At 69.3% G+C, this 25,733-nt stretch carries 26 protein-coding genes and 1 tRNA gene; 16 read left to right on the top strand and 11 right to left on the bottom strand.

From position 1 onward, the window contains the following. The first annotated feature begins 31 nt into the window (after nt 1-31). Nucleotides 32-1,147, top strand: a complete 1,116-nt coding sequence (locus tag ACFU8W_RS07400) for a DUF2330 domain-containing protein (protein WP_384034243.1) — start codon at nt 32-34, stop codon at nt 1,145-1,147. A 307-nt stretch (nt 1,148-1,454) separates the two neighbouring features. Continuing rightward, complete coding sequence (locus ACFU8W_RS07395) at nt 1,455-1,931, top strand: GNAT family N-acetyltransferase (RefSeq protein WP_384033118.1); 477 nt, start codon at nt 1,455-1,457, stop codon at nt 1,929-1,931. Nucleotides 1,932-1,982: 51 nt separating this feature from the next. Here the strand turns inward: ACFU8W_RS07395 and ACFU8W_RS07390 are convergent, their stop codons facing one another. Then, nucleotides 1,983-4,025, bottom strand: coding sequence for an MFS transporter (locus ACFU8W_RS07390; RefSeq protein WP_384033115.1), 2,043 nt, complete (start codon nt 4,023-4,025; stop codon nt 1,983-1,985). 118 nt (nt 4,026-4,143) lie between these two features. Between ACFU8W_RS07390 and ACFU8W_RS07385 the strand changes: the two genes are divergently transcribed. Further along, nucleotides 4,144-5,187, top strand: a complete 1,044-nt coding sequence (locus ACFU8W_RS07385) for a peptidoglycan-binding protein (protein WP_384033112.1) — start codon at nt 4,144-4,146, stop codon at nt 5,185-5,187. Nucleotides 5,188-5,375: 188 nt separating this feature from the next. Further along, nucleotides 5,376-6,038: an HAD-IA family hydrolase gene (locus ACFU8W_RS07380; RefSeq protein ID WP_384033108.1), complete on the top strand. Its 663-nt coding sequence runs from the start codon at nt 5,376-5,378 to the stop codon at nt 6,036-6,038. Nucleotides 6,039-6,059: 21 nt separating this feature from the next. Here the strand turns inward: ACFU8W_RS07380 and ACFU8W_RS07375 are convergent, their stop codons facing one another. Further along, the gene (locus tag ACFU8W_RS07375; protein ID WP_384033105.1) at nt 6,060-6,794 is read right to left on the bottom strand and encodes an ABC transporter permease; all 735 of its coding nucleotides are present in this window, start codon (nt 6,792-6,794) and stop codon (nt 6,060-6,062) included. A gap of 302 nt (nt 6,795-7,096) precedes the next feature. Here ACFU8W_RS07375 and ACFU8W_RS07370 point away from each other — a divergent pair, with 302 nt between their 5' ends. The 4 genes from ACFU8W_RS07370 to ACFU8W_RS07355 all read left to right on the top strand — a co-directional run bounded on the left by ACFU8W_RS07370 (nt 7,097) and on the right by ACFU8W_RS07355 (nt 11,013). After that, the gene (locus ACFU8W_RS07370) at nt 7,097-7,741 is read left to right on the top strand and encodes an HNH endonuclease family protein (protein WP_384033102.1); all 645 of its coding nucleotides are present in this window, start codon (nt 7,097-7,099) and stop codon (nt 7,739-7,741) included. A 120-nt stretch (nt 7,742-7,861) separates the two neighbouring features. Next, nucleotides 7,862-9,550 (top strand): alkaline phosphatase D family protein, encoded by a 1,689-nt coding sequence (locus ACFU8W_RS07365; protein ID WP_384033099.1) that lies wholly within the window; start codon nt 7,862-7,864, stop codon nt 9,548-9,550. A gap of 114 nt (nt 9,551-9,664) precedes the next feature. Further along, nucleotides 9,665-10,123 (top strand): DoxX family protein, encoded by a 459-nt coding sequence (locus ACFU8W_RS07360; protein ID WP_384033096.1) that lies wholly within the window; start codon nt 9,665-9,667, stop codon nt 10,121-10,123. Between the two features lie 212 nt (nt 10,124-10,335). After that, nucleotides 10,336-11,013, top strand: coding sequence for a DedA family protein (locus ACFU8W_RS07355; RefSeq protein ID WP_384033093.1), 678 nt, complete (start codon nt 10,336-10,338; stop codon nt 11,011-11,013). Here ACFU8W_RS07355 and ACFU8W_RS07350 read toward each other — a convergent pair. The 3 genes from ACFU8W_RS07350 to ACFU8W_RS07340 all read right to left on the bottom strand — a co-directional run bounded on the left by ACFU8W_RS07350 (nt 11,000) and on the right by ACFU8W_RS07340 (nt 13,214). Further along, complete coding sequence (locus ACFU8W_RS07350) at nt 11,000-11,227, bottom strand: DUF2277 domain-containing protein (protein WP_358862430.1); 228 nt, start codon at nt 11,225-11,227, stop codon at nt 11,000-11,002. The two genes, ACFU8W_RS07355 and ACFU8W_RS07350, sit on opposite strands and share 14 nt — an antisense overlap. 47 nt (nt 11,228-11,274) lie before the next feature. Beyond that, nucleotides 11,275-12,624, bottom strand: a complete 1,350-nt coding sequence (locus tag ACFU8W_RS07345) for a DUF1254 domain-containing protein (protein ID WP_384033089.1) — start codon at nt 12,622-12,624, stop codon at nt 11,275-11,277. 155 nt (nt 12,625-12,779) lie between these two features. Beyond that, the gene (locus tag ACFU8W_RS07340) at nt 12,780-13,214 is read right to left on the bottom strand and encodes a hypothetical protein (protein WP_345512989.1); all 435 of its coding nucleotides are present in this window, start codon (nt 13,212-13,214) and stop codon (nt 12,780-12,782) included. 432 nt (nt 13,215-13,646) lie between these two features. Between ACFU8W_RS07340 and ACFU8W_RS07335 the strand changes: the two genes are divergently transcribed. Together ACFU8W_RS07335 and ACFU8W_RS07330 are read left to right on the top strand one after the other, a co-directional pair. After that, nucleotides 13,647-14,231: a flavoprotein gene (locus ACFU8W_RS07335; RefSeq protein WP_384033085.1), complete on the top strand. Its 585-nt coding sequence runs from the start codon at nt 13,647-13,649 to the stop codon at nt 14,229-14,231. A gap of 405 nt (nt 14,232-14,636) precedes the next feature. Beyond that, nucleotides 14,637-15,305 carry a hypothetical protein gene (locus tag ACFU8W_RS07330; protein ID WP_384033082.1) on the top strand — a complete coding sequence of 223 codons (669 nt, stop codon included), beginning with the start codon at nt 14,637-14,639 and terminating at the stop codon, nt 15,303-15,305. Between the two features lie 362 nt (nt 15,306-15,667). Here ACFU8W_RS07330 and ACFU8W_RS07325 read toward each other — a convergent pair. After that, nucleotides 15,668-15,753, bottom strand: a tRNA-Ser gene (locus ACFU8W_RS07325). Nucleotides 15,754-15,803: 50 nt separating this feature from the next. On the opposite strand from ACFU8W_RS07325, the gene ACFU8W_RS07320 reads away from it, so the two are divergent. Together ACFU8W_RS07320 and ACFU8W_RS07315 are read left to right on the top strand one after the other, a co-directional pair. Next, nucleotides 15,804-16,721 carry a hypothetical protein gene (locus ACFU8W_RS07320; RefSeq protein WP_384033079.1) on the top strand — a complete coding sequence of 306 codons (918 nt, stop codon included), beginning with the start codon at nt 15,804-15,806 and terminating at the stop codon, nt 16,719-16,721. A gap of 745 nt (nt 16,722-17,466) precedes the next feature. Continuing rightward, entirely contained in the window at nt 17,467-18,645 is a 1,179-nt protein-coding gene (locus tag ACFU8W_RS07315) for a PP2C family protein-serine/threonine phosphatase (protein ID WP_384033075.1), read from the top strand. A 352-nt stretch (nt 18,646-18,997) separates the two neighbouring features. On the opposite strand, the gene ACFU8W_RS07310 is transcribed toward ACFU8W_RS07315, so the two are convergent. Then, nucleotides 18,998-19,696 (bottom strand): class I SAM-dependent methyltransferase, encoded by a 699-nt coding sequence (locus ACFU8W_RS07310; RefSeq protein ID WP_384033072.1) that lies wholly within the window; start codon nt 19,694-19,696, stop codon nt 18,998-19,000. Nucleotides 19,697-20,496: 800 nt separating this feature from the next. Here ACFU8W_RS07310 and ACFU8W_RS07305 point away from each other — a divergent pair. Then, the gene (locus ACFU8W_RS07305; protein WP_384033069.1) at nt 20,497-20,646 is read left to right on the top strand and encodes a hypothetical protein; all 150 of its coding nucleotides are present in this window, start codon (nt 20,497-20,499) and stop codon (nt 20,644-20,646) included. Between the two features lie 507 nt (nt 20,647-21,153). Next, the gene (gene snpA / locus ACFU8W_RS07300; RefSeq protein WP_384033066.1) at nt 21,154-21,918 is read left to right on the top strand and encodes a snapalysin; all 765 of its coding nucleotides are present in this window, start codon (nt 21,154-21,156) and stop codon (nt 21,916-21,918) included. A 754-nt stretch (nt 21,919-22,672) separates the two neighbouring features. On the opposite strand, the gene ACFU8W_RS07295 is transcribed toward snpA, so the two are convergent. Together ACFU8W_RS07295 and ACFU8W_RS07290 are read right to left on the bottom strand one after the other, a co-directional pair. After that, nucleotides 22,673-22,963, bottom strand: a complete 291-nt coding sequence (locus ACFU8W_RS07295) for a hypothetical protein (RefSeq protein ID WP_384033063.1) — start codon at nt 22,961-22,963, stop codon at nt 22,673-22,675. A 129-nt stretch (nt 22,964-23,092) separates the two neighbouring features. Further along, nucleotides 23,093-23,488, bottom strand: a complete 396-nt coding sequence (locus tag ACFU8W_RS07290; RefSeq protein ID WP_384033060.1) for a hypothetical protein — start codon at nt 23,486-23,488, stop codon at nt 23,093-23,095. Between the two features lie 657 nt (nt 23,489-24,145). Between ACFU8W_RS07290 and ACFU8W_RS07285 the strand changes: the two genes are divergently transcribed. Together ACFU8W_RS07285 and ACFU8W_RS07280 are read left to right on the top strand one after the other, a co-directional pair. After that, nucleotides 24,146-24,391: a hypothetical protein gene (locus tag ACFU8W_RS07285; protein WP_384033058.1), complete on the top strand. Its 246-nt coding sequence runs from the start codon at nt 24,146-24,148 to the stop codon at nt 24,389-24,391. After that, complete coding sequence (locus ACFU8W_RS07280) at nt 24,388-24,897, top strand: hypothetical protein (protein ID WP_384033055.1); 510 nt, start codon at nt 24,388-24,390, stop codon at nt 24,895-24,897. Before ACFU8W_RS07285 ends, ACFU8W_RS07280 begins: the two co-directional genes overlap by 4 nt. Before the next feature lie 181 nt (nt 24,898-25,078). On the opposite strand, the gene ACFU8W_RS07275 is transcribed toward ACFU8W_RS07280, so the two are convergent. Together ACFU8W_RS07275 and ACFU8W_RS07270 are read right to left on the bottom strand one after the other, a co-directional pair. Next, complete coding sequence (locus ACFU8W_RS07275) at nt 25,079-25,279, bottom strand: hypothetical protein (protein ID WP_384033051.1); 201 nt, start codon at nt 25,277-25,279, stop codon at nt 25,079-25,081. Nucleotides 25,280-25,335: 56 nt separating this feature from the next. Then, on the bottom strand, nt 25,336-25,733 hold a 398-nt coding region (locus tag ACFU8W_RS07270; RefSeq protein ID WP_384033048.1), incomplete at its 5' end, for an integrase core domain-containing protein.

The following is a 25,733-nucleotide window of genomic DNA, read 5'->3' as shown; positions in this document are numbered from 1 at the left end:
GTGGGGAATCCGCGCCCTGTCGCTGCTGCTGATGCTGGTCTCGCTGCAGCTCGGATCATTGATCAGCCCGGCGTACGCATGCGGCTGCGGGGCGATGGTCCCCGGCAGGGACGCGCACGTCACCGTGGACCGGGAGACATCGGTGGTCGGCTGGGACGGCCGCACCGAGCAGATCGTCATGCAGCTGACGGTGCGCGGGGACGCCCCGGAGGCGGCCTGGATCATGCCCGTACCGCACCGCGCCTCCGTCGAACTGGGTGATCGGGCGCTCTTCTCGGAGCTGGAAACCCTCACCGCGCCGGTCCTCGCGACCCGGCACTATTTCTGGCCACGCTCCGGGGACTGGCCGTTCGCCGGCTCCGGGAGTGGGGTGGACGCCGCAGCACCGCCGTCCGCGGCCGGCGCACCGCCGGTGGGCGTTGTCGGGCGGGAGCGGCTCGGCCCGTTCGATGTGGCGCGGCTGACGGCGACCGACCCCGAGGCGCTCCAGACCTGGCTGCGGCAGAACGGTTTCGAGCTGCCCGACCGGCTGGCGACCGCGCTGCAGCCGTACGTCGACCGGAGGTGGGAGTACGTGGCCGTCCGCCTCGCCCCCAGGGAGAAGGGTGCGCTCCTGCTGGGCGAGCTCGACCCGCTGCGGCTGAGCTTCGCGAGCGACCGGCTCGTCTACCCGATGCGGCTGTCGAAGCTCGCCGCGACACCGCAGTCGCTGGGGCTGTACGTGCTGGCCGCCCACCGGATGGAGCCGGCCGGCCCGATCGGCGGGGAGGCGCCGCGCGTGACGTACGCGGGAAAGGTCGACCCGACTGGTTCGACACCCTCTGCGACGAGCTTCACGGCTACGGGGGCGATCCGGGAGCTGGCGGGCAAAAATTCCGTGTTCGTCACCGCCATCGAGCAGTCGTTCCCGCACCCGGAGCGGATCGACGGGGATCACGAGCTGCGGGCGAGCGCCGCCGACACCCCGTACCGGACCATGACCTACCGGAACGAACTGCTGACCGTGGCCGGCGTCCCGGCCTGGCTGCTGACCCTCCTGGGTGTCGTGCTGGTCGCAGCCGTGGCGGTGCTGCTGGGCGTCCGGGCGCACCTGCGGCGCCCTGTGCTGCCCCCGCCGCCGGTCACGGTCCCACCGCCGCCGGCGTGAGTGCGCGGCTGTGCGTGCCGCCGGTGCGGCACGTCAGGGCCGCGGGCGGCCCGTACGCCGAGTGCGGGCAACTGCTCGATGACCTGAAACGTTTGTACGTAGGGTGAATCGCGGTACGGCGATCCGCACCTCGTCCGCCGTCACCGCGGTCCGCATCCCCTCAGGTGCCCAGGCGTCGGCCACGCCGCATGGCCCCGGCCCGTACCGCCCGCTCGCCGCTCCCCCGCTCGTCCCCCGCTCGTCCTGCGCTGTCGCCCTCCCTCGAAACCGTTGGGCTCCCGGTCATGCTCAGGTCACAATGGCGCACATGACCTGGACCGTGACCCCTGAACGCTTCGACTCCCCCGACGCGAGCGCTCTGCGTCGTGACTACTACGACGAGGTCGCCAGTCGCTACTGGCAGCGACCCGCGACCGCGGAGGAGATCGACGAGGGACTCTCCGGCGACGGCGCCGACCTGCTCACGGGGCCGACCGGCGCGTTCGTCGTCGGCAGGTTCGACGGAAAGCCCGCGTCCTGCGCCGGGCTGCTGGTGGTGGACGCGGACACCGCGGAGCTCACCCGCGTGTTCGTGCGCCCCGAGTTCCGCGGCACGGGCGGCGGCGGGTTGCTGCTGGCGGCCGTCGAGGGCGCGGCGCGTGCCTTCGGCGTACGACAGATCCGGCTGGACACCCGCAACGACCTGGTGGAGGCGCGCGGGCTGTACGCCAAGCACGGCTACCGGGAGGTGCCCGCGTTCCACCGGCGGCAGTACGCGGAGCACTGGTTCGCGAAGGAGCTGTGACCGGGAGCTGTCCCCGGGCCGGGGTCCGGTCAGGGGATCCCCGGGCCCGGGTCAGCGCGCGTGGTCCCGCCTCGGCTCCGGACAGCGCGGCTGTTCCCTGCTCGATCCGGTCGTCTCGGCGGTCAGCTCCGCGACGAGTCCGACGAGGTCCGTCGGCCGCTCCGGCCCCCACCAGTCGCCCAACAGCTCGGCCAGCAACTCCTCGCGCGCTTCGGCGAGTTTCACCACGGCCTCCGAGCCTCGGTCGGTGAGCACCAGCTGCACCCCTTCGCGCCGGGCCAGACCGCGCTCCTCCAGCTGTCGCACCGCCTCGCTGATCACGCGCAGCGGTACAGGGGTGGCGTCGGCGAGCAGCCCGGGTTCGACGGTGCCGTGCCGCTTGATGCGCAACAGTATCCAGCCGGCCGCGGGCAGCAGGTCGTACCCCGCACGCTCGGTGATCCTCACATAGACGTCGCGGCGCCCCTCGCGGGTGGCGAGCACCGACAGGGCCCGTGCGCATTCGTCGTACGAGGAACGCTCGACCGGGTTCGAGGCCAGGGTCTCGGTGCTGTCGGGAGCCGTCACCGAGCCGCGCAGCCTGTCCTCCTTGAGGAACCAGGCGAAGACGAAGGCGACCAGGACCACGGGCGCCGCGTACAGGAAGACGTCGGTGATCGAGGTCGAGTACGCGTGGATCACCGGGGCCTGCAGCACGGGCGGCAGTTGGGAGATGGCGCGCGGATCGGCGGCCAGTCGACCGGCGTCGATGCCCGGTGGCAGCGGGACGCCCGAGAGAGCCGCGCCGAGTTTGCCGGTGAGCCGGTTGGTGAAGATCGTGCCGAAGACGGCGACACCGAACGAGGCGCCGATGGAGCGGAAGAATGTGGCCCCGGAGGTCGCGACGCCCAGGTCCTCGTACGTGACGGCGTTCTGCACGACGAGTACGAGGACCTGCATCACCAGACCGAGTCCGGCACCGAAGACGAAGAAGTAGGCGCTCATCTGCCAGGTACTGCTGTTCTCCGTGAGGCGGTGCAGGAGCTGCAGGCCGATCGCGGTGATGCCGGTACCGAGGATCGGGAAGACCTTCCACCGGCCCGTACGGCTGACGATCTGACCGGACACGGTCGAGGTGAGCAGCAGACCGAGCACCATCGGCAGCATGTGCACACCGGACAAAGTCGGCGAGATGTTGTGCACGACCTGCAGGAACGTCGGCAGATACGTCATCGCTCCGAACATCGCGAATCCGATGACGAAGCTGATCACGGCGACGAGGGTGAAGGTCCGGATCCGGAACAGCTTCAGCGGCAGTACGGGTTCGGCGGCGCGCCGCTCGACGTACACGAAGGCGATCAGCAGCACCACGCTGACGACGGCGAGTCCGATGATCTGCGCCGAGCCCCAGGCCCAGGTCGATCCGCCCAGCGAGGCGACGAGAACCAGGCAGGTGGCGACGGAGGCGATGAGGAAGGTGCCCAGGTAGTCGATGGTGTGCTTGGCCTGACGGACCGGGATGTGCAGTACGGCGGCGATGACGAGCAGGGCAACAACGCCGATCGGCAGGTTGATGTAGAACACCCAGCGCCAGCTGAGGTGTTCGGTGAAGAGGCCGCCGAGCAGCGGTCCGAGAATGCTCGTCATACCGAAGACCGCCCCGAACAGCCCCTGGTACTTGCCGCGTTCGCGCGGGGCGACGATGTCACCGACGATCGCCATCGAGAGCACCATCAGGCCGCCACCGCCGAGGCCCTGGAGGCCACGGAAGGCGATCAGCTGCGGCATGTTCTGGGCCATGCCGCAGAGCGCGGAGCCGATGAGAAAGATGACGATGGCGAGCTGGAAGAGCTTCTTGCGGCCGTACTGGTCGCCGAGCTTGCCCCAGAGCGGGGTCGCGGCGGTCGACGCGAGCAGATAGGCGGTGACCACCCAGGACAGATGCTCCAGGCCGCCGAGTTCGCTGACGATGGTCGGCAGAGCGGTGGAGACGATGGTCTGGTCGAGCGCGGCGAGCAGCATGCCGAGGAGCAGGGCACCGATGGCGACCAGGACCGTCCGCTGGGAACGGCCTTCGCCAGGGGCCAGGGCCGGAGGGTTCAGCTGGTGAGCCATGAACATCTCCTCGGTTCCGCTACATCACCATCCTGGCCGTTATGGACGGTTATGGCCTGTTGGGGCATTGCTGCGGAGGACTGCATAATCGCAGGCAGTTCAAGGGGAGGGACCCACAATGACCGGACATGTCTGCCCGGAATGCGGCACGGACGACAGAGCGACGGATGCATGGGGCGGGGGACCGCACGGCAGACCTGACGCGGGGCCCGGGTGCGGGTGCGCGGAGCGCGCGGCACGGCGCGCGGCGGAGCGGGCGGAGACCGCGGCGGCGGAGGACTTCGATCCACTGCGGATCCGGCCGTACGTGACGCTGGGGGGCGACGAGGCGCCCGCGGACGCCGCCCCGAGCGATCCCGCCATGACGATGCCGCTCTTCCTCGACCCGGCGACGCCCGAGGATCCGCCACCTCTGACGCCTCTGACGCCTCTGCCGCCCCTGACGCCTCTGCCGCAGGAGAGCGCCGGGGCGGACGATCCCCGTACGGTCGCCATGGCCACGGATCCGGTGGACCTGGTGGACCTGGTGGATCCGGTGCAGTCACGCCGCCGACGGCCCCTCGCGATGTTCGCGGTCGGCGCGGCCGTGATCGGCGTGGTGGGCACCGCGGCGTTCGCCGGCGGTCTGTTCGGCGGGGGTGGGAACGGGGACTCCGAGCACGACCGGACGCTCCCGAGTGCCCGGGTGTCGAGCGTCCCCGATGCGCCCCTTTCACCGGACGCATCGCCGTCGGCTTCGGCGTCGCCGTCCGCGTCCACCTCCCCGTCGGCTTCGGCGTCGCCGTCCGCGTCCGTCTCCGCGTCGGCGAGCGTCTCGCCCTCCTCCTCCGCATCCGCTGCCTCATCGCGCCCGTCCGCCCCGGCGGCATCGGCGACGGCCTCGCAGCCCACCGGAACCTCGACGGCCCCGTCGCTCGGGAAACCCGAAGGCAGCACACTGCAGCCCGGCGACCACGGCCCCGCGGTGGCCGAGCTGCAACGGCGGCTGCAGGAGGTGCGGCTCTACCAGGGACCCGACAACGGCAACTACTCGGAGCGGGTCGCGAGCGCCGTACGCGCCTACCAGTCGCGCAAGGCCATCGACGACGACCCGTCGGGCGTCTACGGCCCGAGCACCCGGAGCGCACTGGAGGCGGAGACGACGGGCCGCGGCCGGTCCTGAGGCGGCGACCAACCCCGGGGAGCCGTCCTTCTCCTCCCGTATTCGGAAAGGGATTCGCTTTCCCGGGCAGGTTTTTGTATCGTGATGGAACAAAGTGGTCCTCGCCCGCACTCCCTGACCGGCGGGCGGGGCCGCTTGTTCTCTTCACCCCACGTTGCCCTCCTCCCCCCGCGCCCTGGAGCCCGCCGATGCCGGCCACCGTCCTCACCGCACGTGCCCTCCTGCTCGACATGGACGGCACACTCGTGAACTCCGACGCGGTGGTGGAGCGCTGCTGGCGGCGCTGGGCGCTGCGGGAGGGGCTGGACCCCGAGGCCGCGCTCAAGGTGGTCCACGGGCGACAGGGGTACGCCACCATGGCGGTACTCCTGCCCGACCGGCCGATGGAGCAGAACTACGCCGACAACCGGGTCATGCTCGCCGAGGAGACCGCCGACACCGACGGCGTGGTCCCGATCGGCGGCGCCCCGGCCTTCATGGACGCGATCGCCACGCTCCCGCACGCCCTGGTGACCTCGGCCGACGAGGCGCTCGCCCAGGCCCGGATGACGGCGGCCGGACTGCGGATGCCGATCACCCGCGTCACGGCGGAATGCGTCGGCGCCAGCAAGCCCGACCCCGAGGGCTTCCTCAAGGGTGCGGCCGAACTGGGCTTCGCCCCGGCCGACTGCATCGTCTTCGAGGACTCGGAGGCGGGTATCGCGGCAGGCCGGGCGGCCGGGATGCGCGTCGTGGGCGTGGGTCCGCGCGCCGCGGCACTGGCGCCGGATGCGCACGTCGCGGATCTGACGCAGATCCGGGTGGAGGCGTCAACCGACGGCTCGATCCGTCTGTGCATCCGCGCCCTCTGACCGCGGAAAGCCTCCCCGGACTCAGTCGCGGTGCAGCCGCCCCCGCGCCACCAGTTCCAGCACTGTGGCAACAGCCACCGCCTGTACGGCCATCAGCGCCACCAGGACGAACAGCTGCACGGCCCCCGCCTGCACCGGTGAGGCGCCGCCCAGCAGCATGCCCACGAACGCCCCGGGCAGCGTGACGAGCCCCACCGTCCGCGTCTGATCCAACCCCGGCAGCAGCGCGTCCGACGCCGCGGGCCGGGCGATCTCCAGCCGGGCATCGCGGTCGAGCATCCCGAGCGCCATTCCCGCCTCCACCTCCCCGCGCCGCGCGGTCAGTTCGTCCAGCGCCCGCCGTCCGCCGAGTACGGTCGCGGTGAGCGCGCCCCCGATGAGAATGCCCGTCACCGGGATCAGCGCGATGCCCCGGACCGACAGGAGCCCGGTGAGCAGCAGCAGGACGACCGCCGGCGCCACCCCCGCGGCGATCGGCACAGCCGCCCACCACCAGGTACGGTTCCCGGTGATCCGACGTCCGGCGGTCCGTACCGCCACGGCATACATCAGCGCCACGAAGCAGAGCAGCGGGGGCAGCGAGCGGACCACCCAGCCGATGAGCACGGAGACGCCGGCGAGTTGGACCGCGGCACGCAGCCCGGCGAGGACGATCTCGCGCGACCGGCCGAGCGAGGCCCAGGCGGCGACGGCGGCGGCCGCCGCGAGCAGCACGGCGAGGACGATGCCGAGCGTGAGGTTGACCGGAAGCAGCACGCGGCAACCATAAGTCCGGCCGGCCCCGGCATTCGCGACCTGTCGATACGTCAACTGCCGCTTCCTCATATGCCTCGCGTACGGGCCCGGACACCCCATAGGCCGCGAACATCCGCGTACGCCCGCACATTTCCTTCCGTACGCCCTCGCAGCGCCGACCCGCTCCGTCCCAGCCCTTGATGTGACGTGCCCATGTCGCCACCCTGTTACCTGGCGCCCACCCCACAGAAACCTGGCGCCGCCACGATGGCCGGGCTCCACAGGTCGCCCGTCCAAGGTCCCCCCACATCGAGGGAGTTCGCATGTCTGGTGTCTACGCGCGTCGCATAGGTGTGGTCGTCGCATCCGCCGCACTTGCCGCAACCACAGGGCTGCTCACCGCGCCCACCGCCCAGGCGGCCATGCCCACCCCGGTCAGCGCCTCCACCGCCCGCACCTACCTGAGCGAGCTGACGGTATCGGCGGAGGGCTCGTCGACCGGCTACAGCCGGGACAAGTTCCCGCACTGGATCACCCAGTCGGGCACCTGCAACACCCGCGAGGTCGTCCTGAAGCGCGACGGCACGAACGTGGTCCAGGACTCCAGCTGCGCGGCCGTCAGCGGCAGTTGGTACTCGCAGTACGACGGAGCCACCTGGACCGCCGCCTCCGACCTGGACATCGACCACATGGTCCCGCTCGCCGAGGCCTGGCGCTCGGGCGCGAGCAGCTGGACCACCGCCCAACGCCAGTCGTTCGCCAACGATCTGACGCGTCCCCAGCTCATCGCGGTCACGGACAACGTCAACCAGTCCAAGAGCGACCAGGACCCGGCGGAGTGGCTGCCGTCCCGTACCGCGTACCGGTGCACCTACGTGCGCGCCTGGGTGCATGTGAAGCACTACTACAACCTGACCGTCGACTCCGCGGAGAAGAGCGCGCTCCAGTCGGTCCTGAACGGCTGCTGACCCCGGAACCGCACGCCCCCTTCCCGTCGTTCCGTACGGTACGGAGCCGCCTGTACCGTACGGGCCCCGCCCGTATGCGACGAGCCCCGTCCGTGCGGGACGACGCGAGGAGGGCACCTCATGGCCGGGCTGCGCCTGGGACCACTGCTGCGATACGTCGACTGGGAGACGGGCTCCACCGCAACCGTCTGGGTGGAGGCCGACCGGCCCACCACGGTCGACGTGCGATGCGCGGACGGCGCGGCCGGCTCGTCCCGGACGTTCGCGATCGCCGGTCACCACTACGCGCTGGTGGTGGTGACCGGTCTGACCCCGGACTCGACCACCACGTACGAGGTGCTGCTCGACGGCCTCCGGGTCTGGCCGCTCAAGGACTCCGGCTTCCCCGCGAGCACGATCACCACGCCACCGGCACCGGCCGATGACACCGGGGAACGGCCCGTCCGGATCTCCTTCGGGTCCTGCCGCTGGGCGGCTCCACCCTCCGGCGAGCCCGACACCGTCGGCCCCGACGCCCTGGACGCCCTCGCCGCCCGGCTCGCCGCCGACCCGGGTGCCGCACGCCCCGACGTACTGCTCCTGCTCGGCGACCAGGTGTACGCCGACGAGATATCGAAGGCGACCCGCCGCCGCCTCGCCGCACGCCGGGACCTGAGCGAACCGCCGGGCGCCGAGGTCGCGGACTACGAGGAGTACACCCACCTCTACGACGAGTCCTGGCGCGACCCCGAGGTGCGCTGGCTGCTCTCGACCGTCCCCAGTTGCATGATCTTCGACGATCACGACGTCGTGGACGACTGGAACACCAGCGCCGCCTGGCTCGCCGATGTCCGGGCGACCCCCTGGTGGCACGAGCGGATCGTCAGCGGGCTGGCCTCGTACTGGGTCTACCAGCACCTCGGCAATCTCTCCCCCACCGCCCTGGCCGCGGACCCGCTCTACGCCGAGGTGTGTGCCGTCCCTGACGGCACGGAGCCACTGCGCCGCTTCGCCGCCGAGGTGTGTGCCGAACCCGCCGGTACACGGTGGAGCTACCGACGTGTTTTCGGCCGAATACGGCTGCTGATGGTGGACACCCGCGCGGCTCGCGTTCTCGACGAGGAGCAGCGGTCGATGCTCGACGCCGAGGAGGCGCGCTGGGTGCGCGAGGAGGCGCTCGCCGACCCCGGTTCGTACGACCATCTCCTGATCGGTACGTCGTTGCCGTGGCTGCTTCCGCCGCTCGTCCATGCCGCGGAGGAGTGGGACGCCGCGCTGTGCCGGGGCGAGCGGGGTGGGCCCGGCGGGCGCTGGGCGCGGTTCGGCGAGAATCTGCGTCGACGCTCCGACCTGGAACATTGGGCGGCGTTCCCCGCCTCGTTCCGCTGGTTGACCGAGCTGATCCGGGAAGCGGGGAGCGGTCCGGACGCCCCGGCGACGGTGTGCGTACTGTCGGGCGACGTGCACCACGCGTACATCGCGCAGCCCTCGTGGCCGGCCGACGCGCCGGGAGGTGCACCCGGGGCGCGCATCCTGCAGCTGACCTGCTCACCCGTGCACAACTCGATACCCGGCGCGCTCAGGGCGGGATTCCGTTTCGCCTGGAGCCGGACGGGACGGCGGCTGGGGCGAGCACTGGCACGGCACGGGCGGACGGGCCCGTCACCGATCCAGTGGCGGAAGACCGGCGGACCGTGGTTCGGCAATCAGTTGATGACTCTCACCCTGCGTGGCCGGAAAGCTGCGCTGACATTGGTTCAGGCCAAAGAGAGCAGTACAGGTGCGCAGCTGGAGACGGTACTGGACCAGAGCCTGACCATCGACGCATAGGCAATTTTCAGCCAGCTGACAGAATGTTGAACTTGCAAGCATTGGTAAGGTTTCCCTAACCTGAAGCGCTCAATCGGTTCACGTCCCCACCAGACCGAAGGAGCTCTCCCCCCCATGTACACCCAGCTGAACAAGGCACAGCCGTACGCGCTCAGCCTGTTCCGGATCGTCGTCGGCCTGCTCTTCGCCTGCCATGGTGCCGCCTCGCTCTTCGGCATCCTCGGCGGCGCGATGGGCGGCGGCTCGATACCCGCCGGCACCTGGCCCGGCTGGTACGCGGCCCTCATCCAGCTCGTCGGCGGCACCTTGGTCGTACTCGGCCTCGGCACCCGCATCGCCGCCTTCATATCCTCCGGCTCCATGGCGTACGCGTACTTCAAGGTCCACCAGCCCGAGGCCCTCTTCCCGCTGCAGAACGGCGGCGAGCCGTCAGCGGTCTTCTGCTGGGTGTTCCTGCTGCTGGTCTTCACCGGCCCCGGCGCCTTCGCCCTGGACCGGCTGTTCGCCCCGCGGAACGGCGCGGAGCGCAGTGACGACGGCGCCCGCGAGCAGGCGTCGGCGGTCACGGCCTGATCCGAGGCCCGGTACCGGGTGCCCGGCCCTCCGCGACAGCGAGGGCCGGGCACCATTCCCCCACGGGGCGGATGTGACGCGTGAGGTACACAACATCCCCCGCACCTTCATGATGTGCAGGTAAACGGCAGGCGTACGCTGTACAGCTGGCCCTGCCGCTCCTGCCGCTCCCCTGCGACGTCGCGGCGTTGAAACGAATCGGGGAGTAGAAGGTGCTTGAGAGTGTGGGTGCGCTGACCGGCAGCCCATGGATCTATGCCGTGGTCGCCCTCTCGGTGCTCCTGGACGTCTTCCTGCCCGTCCTCCCCAGCGGGGTCCTGGTGATCACCGCTGCGACAGCCGCCGCCGCGGGCTCGACCACGGTCGTGGGCACGGCGGGCGGCCCCAGTGAGGTCCCCCAGGTTCCGTCGCTCCTCGCCCTGATCCTGAGCGCGGCCACCGCCTCGGTGCTCGGCGACCTCGTCGCGTACCGGCTGGCCTGGCGCGGCGGCGACCGCCTCGACCGGGCGATTGCCCGCTCGCGCCGCCTCACCACCGCCCAGGAACGACTCGGCGCGGCTCTGAGCCGCGGCGGCGGGATCCTCGTCGTCATCGCCCGCTTCGCCCCGGCCGGCCGCTCGGTCGTCTCCCTGGGCGCGGGCGCGGCGCACCGCAGGGTGAAGGAGTTCCTGCCCTGGTCGGCGCTGGCCGGTGTGGCCTGGGCGGTCTACAGCGTGGGCCTCGGCTACTTCGGCGGCCAGTGGCTGGGCACGACATGGCTGGGCACTGCGGTCTCGGTCCTGGCCCTGTTCGTGGCAGGCGCCCTCGCCGCGTACCTCATGCGCCGCCCCGGAGCGGCGGCCGCGACGGCTTCCGCTCCAGCACCCGCTTCGGCTTCTACGGCGTCCTGACGACCGCCCCCCGCACCTCAAGACCGTCCATCAGTCTGGCGGTCGCTGCGGCGATCTCGTCCACGGCCCGGTCGAACACCTCCTGGTTGTGCGCGGCCGGAGCCCGGAAGCCGGACACCTTGCGCACGAACTGCAGGGCGGCCGCCCGGATGTCCTCCTCGGTGGCCTCTTCGGGGATGGCTGGCGGGCGAAGGGTCTTGATACTGCGGCACATGACTCCAGTGTGGACCGCCCCACTGACAACGGGCCGGAACACCCGGGTCAGCTGAGTTCGATGGCGGGGAGCTCATAGCTGCCGTCGATGATCGCGCGCCCCGGCATGCAGAACCTGAGCACGGGCCGGAACTCCCCGTCCGGCGCGGGCAACCAGTTCGCCGCTGCGGCAGGGTCCGTGGGCGTCTCCTTGCTGATGTGGACCGTCAGCGACCCGTCGGCCCCGCGCACCAGCCCGGGGGTGCGGTCCCCGAGCGAGCGTCGGCCCGCCGGGTTTGCGACGGGATGGTGGTCCGACGCTTCGTACATGGTCACGGACCAGAACGCTTCCACCGGCGGCAGCTGCTCGAAGCGCATCACATAGGAGTGCGCACCGCTCAGCGGATTGCCGTCGGCATCGTGGGAGGTGTGGGCGCACACCGCTTCGTACCCGTGGCTCCCCCACAGAGCCACGCGCGCCGCCACCGCTCTGACCAGGTAGGACGCCTCCCGGTCGGCGATCTTCCACTCCGGCGAGTCGATCGTCCCCACCCCGAAGTGGTCGAGGTTGTAGTCGTAGAGATGCGGATCCATCTCCCATCCCCCGCCCGTCACCGTGGTCGGCCGGGCGGCCGCCTCGACCCGCTCCCTGCCCTGCGCCATCCCCTCGGTGAGTGCGCGTACGAGGGCGGAACCGGCGGAGACGTACGGCGAGGGACCCTCCTCCAGCAGCCCCAGCGGCTGGAACCGGTCCTGGTACGCGCAGTCGGCGGCAGCCGGCGGAAAGTCGGCCAGCCACACCCTGAGCTGCTCGAAGAACCGCAGCTCCGCCGGTACGTCGGGGTCGGGCGCCGGCAGCCCCGTCCGGTGCGTGCCGGGTTCGAGATACGTGAGCGTGTACTGCTCCTGAAGCGCCCGCACCCGCGTGATGTCGTCCGGGCCGTCGCAGACGTTGCGCCCGATGACAGAGACGACGGAGGTCGGCGCATCGATCACCCCGCGCACCCCGCTGGGCTCCCTGCCCGACCAGCCGGGCGGCACGATGAGCCAGTCACCCGCGTCCGTGCCGGTGGCCCGGCGCCCCACATAGGCGAAGTTGTTGGTCCAGGTGTCCACGAACTGCAGAACGTAGTAGGCCCCGCCGGTGTCCGGGACATGCAGCCGGATCGGCCCTCCGGACAGGTCCAGCTGGGCCATCGAGCAGACGGTGTCGTGGTCGACGGGGGCGAAGTGGGTGTCGGGAGCCGCCGACTGCCCCGCGTGCGCGAAGTGGTTGAACGGAGTCGGCGCGAGCGGGCCGACGCCCTCCTGCATCGATCTCTCGACCGTCGACAGGCCGGAGACCAACGGATACCCGTACACGTACGCCTCAGCGGCAAGAGCGACGAGGTCGCCCCCCTGCCCGATCGGTTCGCCCATCACCTACACACCCTCCGGGAAGCGCCCGAAGCCACCGACCGGGCATCGTCGGGATCGATGGCCCGCGGGTACCGTCCGGATGTTCTCCACCATCGGACGGCCCCGGACCCTCTCCGCCGCGGTCGCCCGCGCAGCTGCCGCGGTCACGGCCACCACTAGATGATCGCCGCCGAACGGTACGTGCACAGAGCCCAGATCACGAACGCGTCGATCGCGATGGAGATGATCGCCCAGATCGGCTGGTACGGCAGCCACATGAAGTTGGCGATCATGTTGAGCGCAGCCAGCACGACACCCGTCGCCCTGGCCCAGTCGGCACCCTTGAGGATGCCCCAGCCGACGACCAGGAGAACCACGCCGAGCACCAGGTGGATCCAGCCCCAGGCCGTCACGTCGAACTTGAAGGTGTAATTGCTGAGGCGCGCGTAGACGTCGTCGGACGCGATGCCGGCGATCCCCTTGATGACCCCCATGACGCCGTCCACCATCAGCAGAACACCGGCGAACATGACTCCCCCGGCCGCCCAGGGATTCTCGCCCACGGGGGCGGAGGTACGGCGGGTGCCGGGGGCGGGAGCTGACTGTGCCATGGAAGTCTCCTTGGCCGAGCGGAACAACTGAACGAATCCGACCCTGCGCGGCACCCGCCCGCGCGACCACCCGGACGCGTCCGTACGGGTGACGCCGTCGACGTGGCGACAGCCATGAAAACGGCCCCCCGATCAGTCACGACCGGGAGGCCGGAACAGGCTCTCACCCGCTCATGAAAACTGTCGTGGCTTCGCCGACACCGACGGGGCGACCCGCGTCCTCACCCGCCCGACGGGTACCGCGTCACCTTCGTCACCTTGCACTTCGTACCCGCCGGACTCTTGCCGAGCCCCTGCACACCCCGCCAACCATCCCTTCGCAGATGCCAGCAATCATCCTGCGGCTAGCAACCAAGTCGCTGTGGTTGCGGCACTTCTCTGCTCTGCTGTACTGCTGGCCGAGGGGCCGGACCGATGCGGGGTGGTGGAACCGTGAGCGCAGGCAGCCGCGGAGTGCTGGGAGTCGTGGGCACGGCAGCCGATGGAGTCGAGCAACTACGCACCGGCCTGGTCGAGCCGGCGATCGCCGTCGGCTGGCAGGTAGCCGTGACCCTGACCCCGAATGCCGGCCAATGGCTGCGGGCGAACGGTGAACTGGACCGGCTGGAAGCCGTAACCGGCCTGCCAGTCCGGGATACGCCTCGCCTGCCGACCGAGGCCCGCCCCCACCCGGTCGCCAACTGCTACGTCGTCGCCCCCGCCAGCGCGAACTTCGTTGCCAAGCTCGCGACGGGCATCGCCGACAACCAAGCACTGACGCAAGTGAGCGAGGCAGTCGGCACGATCGGCGTTCCGGTCGTGGTGTTCCCGCGGGTCAACGCAGCACACGTACGGCACCCAGCGTGGGACGGGCATGTCGCGGCCCTGCGGAAGGCGGACGTAGAGCTCATCCACGGTCCTGACGTCTGGCCGCTCCATGAACCCCGCGAAGGGCCGGCGGTTCGACAGCTGCCCTGGGCCGCGATCACGGAGTCCATCCAGCATGTGACGGCCCGGGCTGCTCGACACCCGCTCTAGGAGTTCGATCTCGCCGCGGCCCGGTCGGAGCCCGCCTCGCGCACCGGTGCCAGACCTGGCTGCTGAGTGTCGCCGCCGTCCGTGGTCGTTCTCAAGGCCACCCATCGCTCCAAGGTCTGGAAGCGCGTTCTTGACCTGGGCCTTCTGGCTCAGCACCGGGCTGGAGTCCGGTATGGCGGACGACTGCTCCGGCGCCGGGCTGCCGGGCGACCCGCTTCCTGGGGCCCTGTCTGACAGATTCCAGTCGTCCGCCCGAGGGCGGGCCCCGCGGGCCTCCAACCCGCGAGAGCGCAGCCCGCTCGGCCATCCGGCAGATGCCCGGCGTGTCCGGTTCGGAGGTCTTTTGGTGCGGGCCATTCTTGCCCCCAAAAGCCGGACGACGCTGCCGAAAGGTGCTGCTGCACGATGAAGAAGACCCCGATCGGAATCCGAGTGCGCACCGTTGCGGTGTCCGCCGTACTGGCCCTGGGGACAGCCCTGGCAGGCGGCGCCACTGCCCAGGCACAACAGGCGGGTGAGCCCGCCGGGGTTCCGACCGCTCAGGTTCCTCCCGTCGAACACGCGTGTGTGTTCGAGGGGGTCAACCTCAACGAGTTCCTCGGCGTCACCCAGCGGCTCATCGGCCCGCCCCCGTGCCGCGAGGCGTTCGTCGGCGAGCAGTGGGTCAGAACATTCCCGAGCTGGGGCACGGCGCCGAGCGCCCAGGGCACCGTCTACCCGGCGGGCTACACGCCCGCACGCCCCGCCCCGATGGACGACTTCATCTCGAAATTCCGCGGTGTCCGGGTCGTCAACGACATCGGCACCCGCCAGGAGCGCAGCTTCACCTTCGGCCGCGAGGCCGTGCGCCGTATCACGCTCGACCCCGAAACCGGCATCCTCTTTGCCTCCTTCGCCACGCCCCCGCTGCACCCGCTCAGCGCCGGAGGCCACACGACTACAGTCTTCATGCGGCTGAGCGCGGAACACTGCGACGGGCTCGGCACCAACCCCGACGAGAACTGCCTGCCTGGCGGCGAGTTCCAGTACACGGGCAACACACCCGTGAGGTTCTTCCCCCGCAATGCTCGCTGAGCTGCACTTTCGCCACCCATCCTTACCCACCACTACCCACCACTCACCTCAGCTCCCCACGACGCTCGCCACGCTCCGGCCGGCACTCGCGAACGGCGCCCCGTCCATCCCGGAGTCTGAGCGCCCCCGCCGGAGGCATGTCTTGAAGCCGCGGGCTTGGTTCTCGACTCATGCCCTTCCGGACCTATCTCTCGTGGGCGCGCGTCGGCGGCGGCAGCGCCGAGCGGGCCGAAGGCAGGAGCATGGGCGCAGCCATCACCTGGGACTGGACACACCCCAGAGCGACGCGATGCGCCCGAGGGACTGCCGTCACCTCCTACCGTCAACGCCCCCGCAGCGGCTCGCTGCGGGGGCGTTCCGACTGGTGGGCGCGGACGGTTTCGAACCGCCGACATCTGCTTTGTAAGTTCGATCAGGGCCCGATGCGATTGCGACCTCTTACGCGCACGGGCACCGCATATGGTTGCCGGATATGGTTGCCGGGCGCCACCGCTGTCCATGGTCGTTGATGTCAATACTGGATATCAGCGGAACAGCTCCGGCACCGAGCAGACTCGCAACGGCTCGCCTGGCCGGCGGCCCAGCCCACCAGATGCCGACCGGCACACGTCCACCGCAATCGAAGGGTTGGCGAAAGTGCGCTCGCGGCACTCTGCTTGGATGCCGGAGATGACGACGAGTTCTCCTGTTCCCCGCGGGGACGACGCCGATTCCGACCGCCTGAGGGCCCTGCTGGAACGTGCCGCCACGGGTCGGGACAGTCAGGCCTGGAGCGACCTCTGGACGGAGCTCTATCACAACGGTTCCCTGGATGTGGCCCAACCGTTGGTGCTGCACACGCTGACCGACATGGCGGAGGACGACCATGCCGACACGGCAGCTTCGGCCCTCCTCCTGGCCGGCGCCCTTCTCGTCCAGGCGGACCAGCGGTACGAGACCCGGCACCTGCGCGACCGGCACGCGCCGGAAGTCGCACGCCTGCTGGCCGCCGCAAACCAGTGGCGGCAGGTCACCGCAGACCGGAATGACTACTGCCACCTGCTTGAGGCGGTCCTGAACCTGGAGGGCGGCATCCACTGGGCACAGGACTTGTTCTGGGGCGTCGTCAACGAGGAATACGAACTCGAGTGCCCCGATCCCGACGGGTGCGCGTCGCTGTGGGTGGTCATCGGAGAGCGGGGCTTCTTCAGCGCGGCGGAAGACTACGCACTCTCCGCCGACATCGATACCTTCCCTCTCCATCCGGCCGACCCCCGCGCCCTGGAAGGTCTCGGCCGCCGCCTCTACGACCTTGCCCTGACCGACGGCCACGAGGAGGTCGCGCGCACCCTGACTTATGCCTTCGGTGAGGCAACCTGCCCGGAATGCGAGCAGCGCCTCTCCGTCGTCGGGCAGGTCATCGCCAGTTCTGGCTGAGAACCGTGTCGGGGTGGCGGGATGTGAAACCCACAACCTCTTCGCCCCGAACGCGATCACGCGCGCAAGTGACCTTGTAACTCTTCCGTTTGGCCTGAAATGAAGCGCAAGGTTCTGTCCGTGGTCGTCCATGAGAGTACGAGGAAGGCTGCCGCCGCTGGCCCCCAGTTCGGCCGCCTCGACTGTCAGCCGATGCGCTAGAGGTTGCCCCGCGTGGGGTGGTGGTCATGCCCTGGGGGTCATGCCCAGCCCTTGTGCGAGTCCCTGGTCCGCTGCCCCACGCTGCAGTGCCCCGCTTTCCCCCGCGCCGCCTCTGCGCCGCAGTACGACCAAGCACACCCCGACCGCGGCCGCGAGCACAACCGCCATGGAAATAGAGAAGATCACGGAGCCCCCGTTTGTCCGGCGGAACCGTCCTGCGGCCCCTTGTCGATCCGTTACTGTCAGTATCGGCGCGATGGCGGAGTTTGTGAATACAGCTGCGATGATCGGGGCGTGCGTCCTGGTGCAGAGCCTCCGCTGACGGTCGCGCGGACCCGCCGCCGTCCGCCCTCGTTGCCTTCAGGACTGCTGTCACTGCCGCTGTCGCAACGGCTCCGGAGGACGCATTGAGCCCGCTGGGTTCGAGCCGCTCGGAAGGCCACCCACTGCTCACGGTCCACCCCTGAGGCCGCGCCTGAGTGGTTGCTGCTGTCACCGTCTCCTGCGGTCGCGGGGGGATCCGTAGCGGTGCAGTGTGGAAGGCGTGGGCTCCAGACAGGGACGTGTGGGTCTCGGGCAGTCGTGGCAGCCGAGCCACCTGCTGCTGCTCATCCCTGTTCTGCTCATCGTTGTGATCACTGCCTCGGACATCGCGAGTGGGCCAAACATCGTTCTCGGTCCCCTGCTGGTGGTCGCGCCCACGCTCACCGCCTGGTTCGCGGGCCCCTGGACGACGGGCGGCATCGGGGTCCTGGCCTTGGCGGGCGAGGCGGTCAGCGGCTGGCGCACCGGAACGCTGTCTTCGCGGAACGTGGTGGTGGAGATGATCGCTATCGCGGTGATCACCTCGTTGATCGTGTTCCTGTGTGCGGTGCGCGACCGGCACGCACGCCAGATGGCTCAGGTCCGGTCGGTCGCCGAGGCCGCCCAGCAGGTGCTGATGTGGCCGCTGCCGAGTCGGCTCGGCCCTCTGCGGCTCGCCTGTGTTTATCTGGCTGCCGAGGAGGAGGCCCATATCGGCGGCGACCTGTATGCCGCCGCCCGCACCGGCAGCGCGGCCCGCGTGATGATCGGTGACGTGCGGGGCAAGGGCCTGCCCGCCCTGGGCGAGGCCGCCCTCCTGCTCGGCGCCTTCCGCGAGGCCGCCTACCAGCACGCCTCCCTGCCCGACCTGGCCGCCTCCCTGGAACGGAGCATGACCCGCTACCTCGCCGACTTCGAACCGGAGGGCGAGGCGGGAGAACGCTTCGTGACCGCTCTTCTGGTCGAGATCTCCGATGCCGAGCCCGTGGTCCGCATGACCAGCTGCGGTCACCCGGCACCCCTGCTGCTCGGCCCCGACAACACCGTCCACGTGCCCCGCCTCCACCCCGGGCCCCCACTTGGCGTCGGCGTCACGGATCCCGGCAACCTCGTCGTCGATGTCCTGCCCTTCGGCCCTGAGGACACGCTGGTCCTGTACACCGACGGTGTCATCGAAGCCCGTGACCACAACGGCGTCTTCTACCCGCTCGCGGAACGCGCAGCGCAGTGGACCGACCACCCTCCCGAGGCACTGCTCCACCACATCGAACGCGACCTGCTCGCCCACACCGGCGGACGCCTCGGCGACGACGTCGCCCTCCTCGCCATCCGCCGGGACCACACCCCGCACCCGGACCACCACCGTCAGCGCGTCCAGCGCGACACGTCGGCGTCAGCGGGCAGCAGCCGTGGGACATAGCCGCCGAGGGCCTGGGCGAGGTCTACTTCCCTGGCCGCGGCCGTCGCGCGCATGGTCTGCTGGTGGAGTTCACCGACGTCGGCCACGTGGTTCCCTGGTTGCCTCCGTCTGATCGGGCACGCAACGGGTACGCAGCCCATAGGTCTGTCCGGCTGAGGGGGACGGATGCTCGGTTTCTTCTGGATGTACCTGGTGGTCACATTCTTGGTCGGCCTTATCTTCTGGATCATGACCAGCGTTGACACGCCGTGACTCCCCGCTGCGTACCGTGACGTCCGCTGACGTTGCCGTCAGACTGCCGTCAGAAGTGTGGCCCTGAGTTGGTGAGGCGTGAGGGCGGTGGAGTCCCTGGCTACGGGCGGCGGAGCCGGACGGCCAGGAAGTAGGGCACGGTGTGGGTCTTCTCGTAGCGGCGCGGATCGATCTCGCGGGCCTCTTCCATCGCCCGCGGCTCCACCAACTGCTCCAGCACGAACCCGGCGCCGAGCAGCTCCCCGAGGAACCTCTCCAGAGTCATCCGCCGGTAGGACATGGTGAACCTCCCGGCGACGGGGGCCTCGACACGCTCGTCGGCGAAGTACGAGCCTCCGAACCATGCCCACTCACCGGCGGGGTGCGTATTGGAGACGAGTAGCGTTCCACCGGGGCGCAGCACGCGCCGCAGCTCGGCGAGCAACTGCTCACGCGCCTCCACGTAGTGATACACCAGCGCCATCACCGCAAGGTCGAACGAGGCGTCCTTCAGGAACGTCAGCGGCTCCTCCAGGTCATGACGGTGCAGCTCGACGCCATCCCCGAGCCGCTCGCGTGCGGCGTGCAGCAGCGTCTCGCTGCCCTCCACCCCGACGAGCTCCGCCGCCCCGCGGTCCCGCAACTCGGCCGCGTAGTGCCCGGCCCCGCACCCGACGTCCAGTACCCGCAGCCCGCCCACGTCCCCGGCCAGCTTGAGCATGGCCGGCCGATCGGTGTGGGCGTTGGAGGCGTTGTTCGTGGCAAAGGTGGCGAAGTACTCGCCCAGCTCTCCGTGGTACGCAGTCTCGGCTCGCGTCATCCCGCCACCTTCGCACCCACGCCGTGCGCACACCACAGAGTTGGATCGACTCGTTCGAGGCGAACGGCTGACGGCGGCGGACAATGGGCGAGTCAACGTCGTCGACGATCTCGAGAACCGTCGGGCGCACGTCACCGTGGGTTCAAATCCCACACCCACCGCGCAGGTGAACGGCCCCTGACCAGGTCATACGGTCAGGGGCCGCGGTGCCGCGCGGTGCCCGCTCGCCACCGCGGTTCCCCGTGGTTTCCCGTGGTTTCCCGCACGATCGGGCACGTGGCTGTGTGTGTCTGACAGGCGTGTGCAGGGAGGGCCGGGGCCGTGCTGGTGGAGTTGAGCGTGGTCGAGCAGCGGTATCACGCGGTCATGGAGGTCGCCGCGGGGGTTCCGGTCGCTCAAGTCGGGGCCCAGGATGTGTACTTGCACACCCAGGAGTGCACCGACTGCCTCGACACCCCAAGCCGTCGCCCGCCGCCTCGTGGTCGACCGGGACGCCGGTCGATGCCCATCGGTCGGCGGCGGGCGCCGATCGCGTGCAGCGTCGCTACATCTCCCGCAACAATCTCCACCACCGCCAGCCCAGGCTCCGCGAGCACAGCATTGATGTCTCCCATGCCGTACGAGACGGGCCTCGCCAGGCTGGAGTTACGCCGCAGGCCACAGTTCACCCAGCTGTGTTGCCGAGTCCGTGCGGGCCAGCTGCATCAAGGTAGTGGGACGCATACGCAGCAACCCGGCGGTCAGCGGCTTTCGGACGTCAGCCCGACTACTGCCTACGACCGGGCACACACCTCGTTCGCGTGGCTGACGACAGCCCGGCCCGCATAGTCCCGAAGCCACTGGGTGCGGCGGACACGCTGCTGGAGGCGGGTGAGGAACCGACCGACCCCTCCCCCGCGCCGCTCGCCGGGCTGCACGGCGGGCCCGGCTTCCATCCTGATCAGGACTGAGCGGCGGCGGCTCAGCGGTGAGGGATGCCGCCCGGCGCCGAGGGTGACTCCCCGGTGGGGGCGAATCGGGGCCGGTGGAGCGCGAATGAATCGGAAGCCCGTTTTCTATGACGTCGGTCACAGCGCTTCGCCAACCAACCAGCGCGCTTAGTAGATGCGGCGTGGCAGATGTCTGAACATTTGTCCGCATTCGCCCCAATTCGGATCCCTCCGTGTGTACCGGGATTCCGCCCGGCCGGCCAGCACGCCCGTTGCCCCGTGGTGTAACGCTTCTGACGCCGCGACAGCTTTCTCTCCCGCCATCATGCGCGGACCGAAGACCCGCACACAGCCCTGGCGAGGTCCCGGGACCTACGAGGCGACGTAGCGGCGGGGCCCCTTGTGCTCCCTGTCGAGCCGTTCTAAGAATGGCGCCCCACAGGACGTCGCCGCAGTTCGGAACCGGTGTTCGCGCAGAGTCGACACGCACCGGGCGCTCGGCGTCACCGAGCGAGTAGGAGCCCCCACATGAAGTCGTCCCGAACATCCGCGAGGCTCCTTGCCCTCGCTCTCGGCCTGGGTCTGGCCTCCAGCGCGCTGGGCGCGGCGGTGCCGGCGAGCGCCCAGACGGCCGCCACCCCGCCCGCTGCCGCCGGTACCTCCGTGGCGCGGTACGCCGGGTCGGTTCAGGAGGCCACGAACAACAAGGCGTTCTTCGAGGCCGTGCTCAAATCGGTCGCCGAGAAGCGCGCCGCCCAGCCCAACGCGCAGGCGGTGACTGTCTACTACAACGCCTCCCAGGCACCGAGCTTCCGTTCGCAGATATCGAGCGCGGCCGCGATCTGGAACAGCTCCGAGTCCAACGTCAAGCTCCAGGAGGCTTCGAGCGGTGCCGACTTCTCCTACCGCGAGGGCAACGACTCACGCGGGTCCTACGCCTCCACCAACGGCCACGGACGCGGCTACATCTTCCTCGACTACACCCAGAGCAAGCAGAACGACTCGGTCCGCGTCGCCGCCCACGAGACCGGACACGTGCTGGGCCTGCTGGACAACTACAGCGGGCCGTGCAGTGAGCTGATGTCGGGCGGCGGCCCCGGCCCGTCCTGCACCAACCGCTACCCGAACGCCGCCGAGCGCGCGCGTGTCGACCAGCTGTGGGCCACCGGACTCGCGCAGGCCCCGGGCAGGGTGAACCAGCCCGCTGACCACCGGAGCGCTGGACCGTCGGTATGGACCGTGGCGCCGGGCCACGGTCCGGGGCGTCCGCTCCACAGCACGTCCTGGAGGTGATTGCGTTCCCAAGTGGGAAGCGGCTCGCTGTCGAGGATGGCTTCAGGCACATGCTCAAGACGGTCGTCTGAGCACTCCTGCAGGCTGGCCGACAGACGCTGGTGCTTTGTATGGCTGTCCTGGGGGGGCGGAGCCGGGAGACGAAGCCAACCGCCCACTGGTTGGTGACCTTGAACGTGGCCAACAGGGCCGGGTTGGTCGCCAACACTGCCGGCCCGGCCACGATCAGCAGAAGCCGGCTCTCTCGCCACCAATCGCGCCCATATAGGCACCCCCGAAGTGGGGACAGCGGGCCGATGCTCGCTTGCGCGAGAGGGCGAACGCGTCCCAGCCGGCCGGTACGCAGGCGGTGCCGAAATATCGACACCTGGTGAACGGGCGGGACCACGCGATCGCCGCTCACGTCGACGATCAGATCAAGAAGGCCCGGCCGGCAGAGCCCGCCGCGGAGGGTCCGGAGGAGCTATCTGGCACGTGAGTGGCACGACGCCCCTCCCCCGCCGTAATCGGGGAGGAACGATCAAGGCCCAGGTCGCCGGTTTACTACCGGCGACCTGGGCCTTTGCCGTGCTTCCTACTGGTGGGCGCGGACGGTTTCGAACCGCCGATATCTGCTTTGCAAGTTCGCCCGGACACTCGTACCGGCTTGAGCAGCCACGGCAGAACGCGCCATGAGGGGACGGGCATGACTGCTGCTGTCCACCGCTGTTGATGTCAGCTCGTCGCCCAGTCGCACGACGGCCGCCTGGCGCTCTCACTCGTCGTCGCTGCGCTCCAGGACCAAGCCGACGGACCCGCCCTCCAGACCGTTGCCGTCCTCGAGGTGTAGGTGACTTCCATCGGCAACTCCATCGTCGGCCAACACGAGGAGATGCCCAGCGAGCGTCCTGAGGCCCGCGGCGTTCGCCTCAATGACGACCTCTCCCCCGAGGTCTCGCACCTCGATCCGCGCGTCCGCCTCCCACTTGAAGACTTGGGCGACACCATCGGTCACGGCCGTAACGTGGGTGCTCTCAACGGGAGCGCTGCTGGATCCGGAGGTCATGGAGAACATGATGCCGCTCAACACACACGGTTCCGGAGGCCGGTCCGATCCTCCATGTCCATGCAGTTCAAGCGCCTGATACGCCCTTCGGCTGACGAGTCGTCCCGCACATGTCCCGTGACGTGGTGATCAAGTAGTCGGTTCACGGCCAGGATCATTCGGATCAGCCTTCCTCCCGGCTGAATTCGTTCGTGCACCCCCGGAAGTCACGTCCCGAGTGAAGCAGGCGATGAAGGAATCCGGGGAGCCGTAGAAGGCCAATTTCATGTCCTCGCAGTCCACGCCGTCGAAGGTGACCCTGCCATACGTTCCGGAGGGAGACCAGGTTCCATGTTGCCGGTCGGCGAACCCGGAGCACCCCCAGCCGACGACGTCCGCCTTGTCCAAGCCCTCGGCCGTGAACGTGCCGTCGTCCTTGAACTCAACGGTCGCCCCGGTCCAGTCCGACCACACGCCCGTCAGCTGATCAACGGTGTTGACCTCGACTGGGTAGTAGCCGGAACAGGAGGCCAACAGGAATGTCACCGCACCTCCCAACGCAGCGCCCATGAATGCACGTCGTATCCGCTGATGCTGGTCGGCAGCCATACGGCCCTGCCTCTCGTGACTCGCACATGCCCGGTAGCGACGCCTCAAGGTAGCGGCGAACATCATCTTGAACGTGTTCAAGTCCTGGTGTCAATGGGGCCGGGGCGCGCTTCGCGATTACGGTCCGTGCGCCTGGCAGCGAAGGTCGGCATGGAGAGACTTTGGGCGGGAGCTGCCATGGTCCGAGGACCTGCACCTTCGCTGACCTGGGTCGGAACCTTGCTGTGACTCCCCGTGGTTCCCCCAGTTTCCCGACGGATCGGGCACGCGAGGGGCACGCACCCCAGCCACAGCCTGCCCCACTGTCATCCCGTCTGCCGTCGACCCACACACCGTGGAGCGGGCGCGGGTCCTGGCGTCCAGGTGGAGCGCACCACTGCACGAACGACCTGGACGCCCGGTGCCGTGTCTGCTTGTTATGGACCGGCTGCTGCGGCGGCGCCGGCCCGAGTGAGCGACTGCCGTCACCCACTACCGTCAAAGGCCCCCGCAGCGAAACTGCGGGGGCCTTTGCCCTGGTGGGCGCGGACGGTTTCGAACCGCCGACATCTGCTTTGTAAGTTCGGCCGGACAGCAGCCGCACCTGGTCGCGCCATGGGCGACGGTGCTGTAGACAGCCGCTCAGTACTGCTGCCGTCCACCGTCGTTGATGTCAGTCGTGGACGTCAGGCCGCCCTCTCTGCTGCGCTGCTGGCCGTCCATCACATTGCCGTCAGCCCCTACCACGTGAGGGCTTCGACCTTGCCATCCAAGGGGCGCCAACAACATCTTGAACATGTTCAACTCTTGTGCCAGGGTATCGAGGACACCTACACCGATGAGATCGGGACAGCAGGATGAGGATCGCTCGTGCGGGCACAATGCTCGGCGCCTCAATGGCTGGCGGCGCGATGTGCATGCTGCTTTCCGGCTGCTACAGCCTCGCCGCCGCAATCCACGATCCCCCAATGCCCCCGGGTACACCTCAAGCCGTCACCGATGAGCAACTGGTCGGGGCTTGGCGGGACGAAGAAAGTGGGAGTGTCACCTTCGCCGCAAACGGCACTTTCGTTGCCAAGGACATCTGCGGCGATTTCTGGGACTGGAGTGGCCAACTTCCGGACCGTGTGGATTTTCACTCCCGGAGTGGCAGCGGGTCGTGGAAATCGTTCACCTGGACTCCCCCCGACGAGTCCGAGCCCGTCACTGAAGTCACGATCCACTTCTCCGACTCAAAGGTGTCTGCGCAGTACACGGCTGGAGGAACCGCAAACTCGGTCAAGCTCTGGGTGTACATGGGCGACTTGGACAACTATGACCTGTGCGTCGCGAGCAGGTCTTCAGCGTCTTCAAGCACGGCCGACTGAAGCGTATGGCCAGTTCTCCTGGGTCTTGCTGCCGCTCCCTTTGGGGGACAGTGACCGCCTCGATGCGAACTACGGGCACGAAGGTCGCTGAGGTCTCCCGACGTGATTACGGGGGTGGCAACGGCTAGAGACGACCGCCTGTGGTTGCCACCGTTGCTGTACTTCTCTGCTGCAGCGCAAATCAACTGCCGACGATCCGCACGATCGGCTCCTGAGACACGACCTCGATCGCTCCCCAGTCGCCTTCGAGCCGGTAGACGGCCCCGAGCTGTCGCAGCGCATCGATCCCGCCCCAGTCCTGCTCACCGCTGGCATCCACTGCCGGCCGGATGATGCTCTGGCGGGTCCAGGTGAGTTCCCGAACTGCGGGAAACTCGATCACCGCCCTACGGAAGCAGGCCACCTCACTGTCAAGCCCCGGGTTTGATGGAGAGTGGATTAGCTGTTTTTCAGGGTGAGTTCTGGGGTGGTCGTTGGGGTGTGGCGGGCTTCGAACTCGGCGGGTGGGACGTGGCCGAGCTCGCCGTGGAGGCGTCTTCGGTTGAACCAGTCGATGTACTCGGCGACGGCGATCTCGACATCGTTGATGCCGGTCCAGGGGCCCTTGTTGCGGATTAGCTCGGCCTTGAAGAGGCTGTTGAACGCCTCGGCGAGGGCATTGTCGTAGGAGTCGCCCTTGGATCCGACCGAGGCGACTGCGGCGGCTTCGTCCAGGCGCTCGGTGTAGCGGATGGCACGGTATTGGACTCCGCGGTCGGAGTGATGGACCAGCCCGGCCAGGTCGGTGCCCTCGCGCCGGCGGCGCCAGACGGCCATGTCCAGCGCGTCCAGGGCGA

The sequence above is a fragment of the Streptomyces sp. NPDC057565 genome, assembly GCF_042801455.1.
GTDB lineage: Bacteria > Actinomycetota > Actinomycetes > Streptomycetales > Streptomycetaceae > Streptomyces > Streptomyces yanii.
Note: the sequence above shows the minus strand (reverse complement) of the source record. Positions and strands in the feature narration are given on the sequence as shown.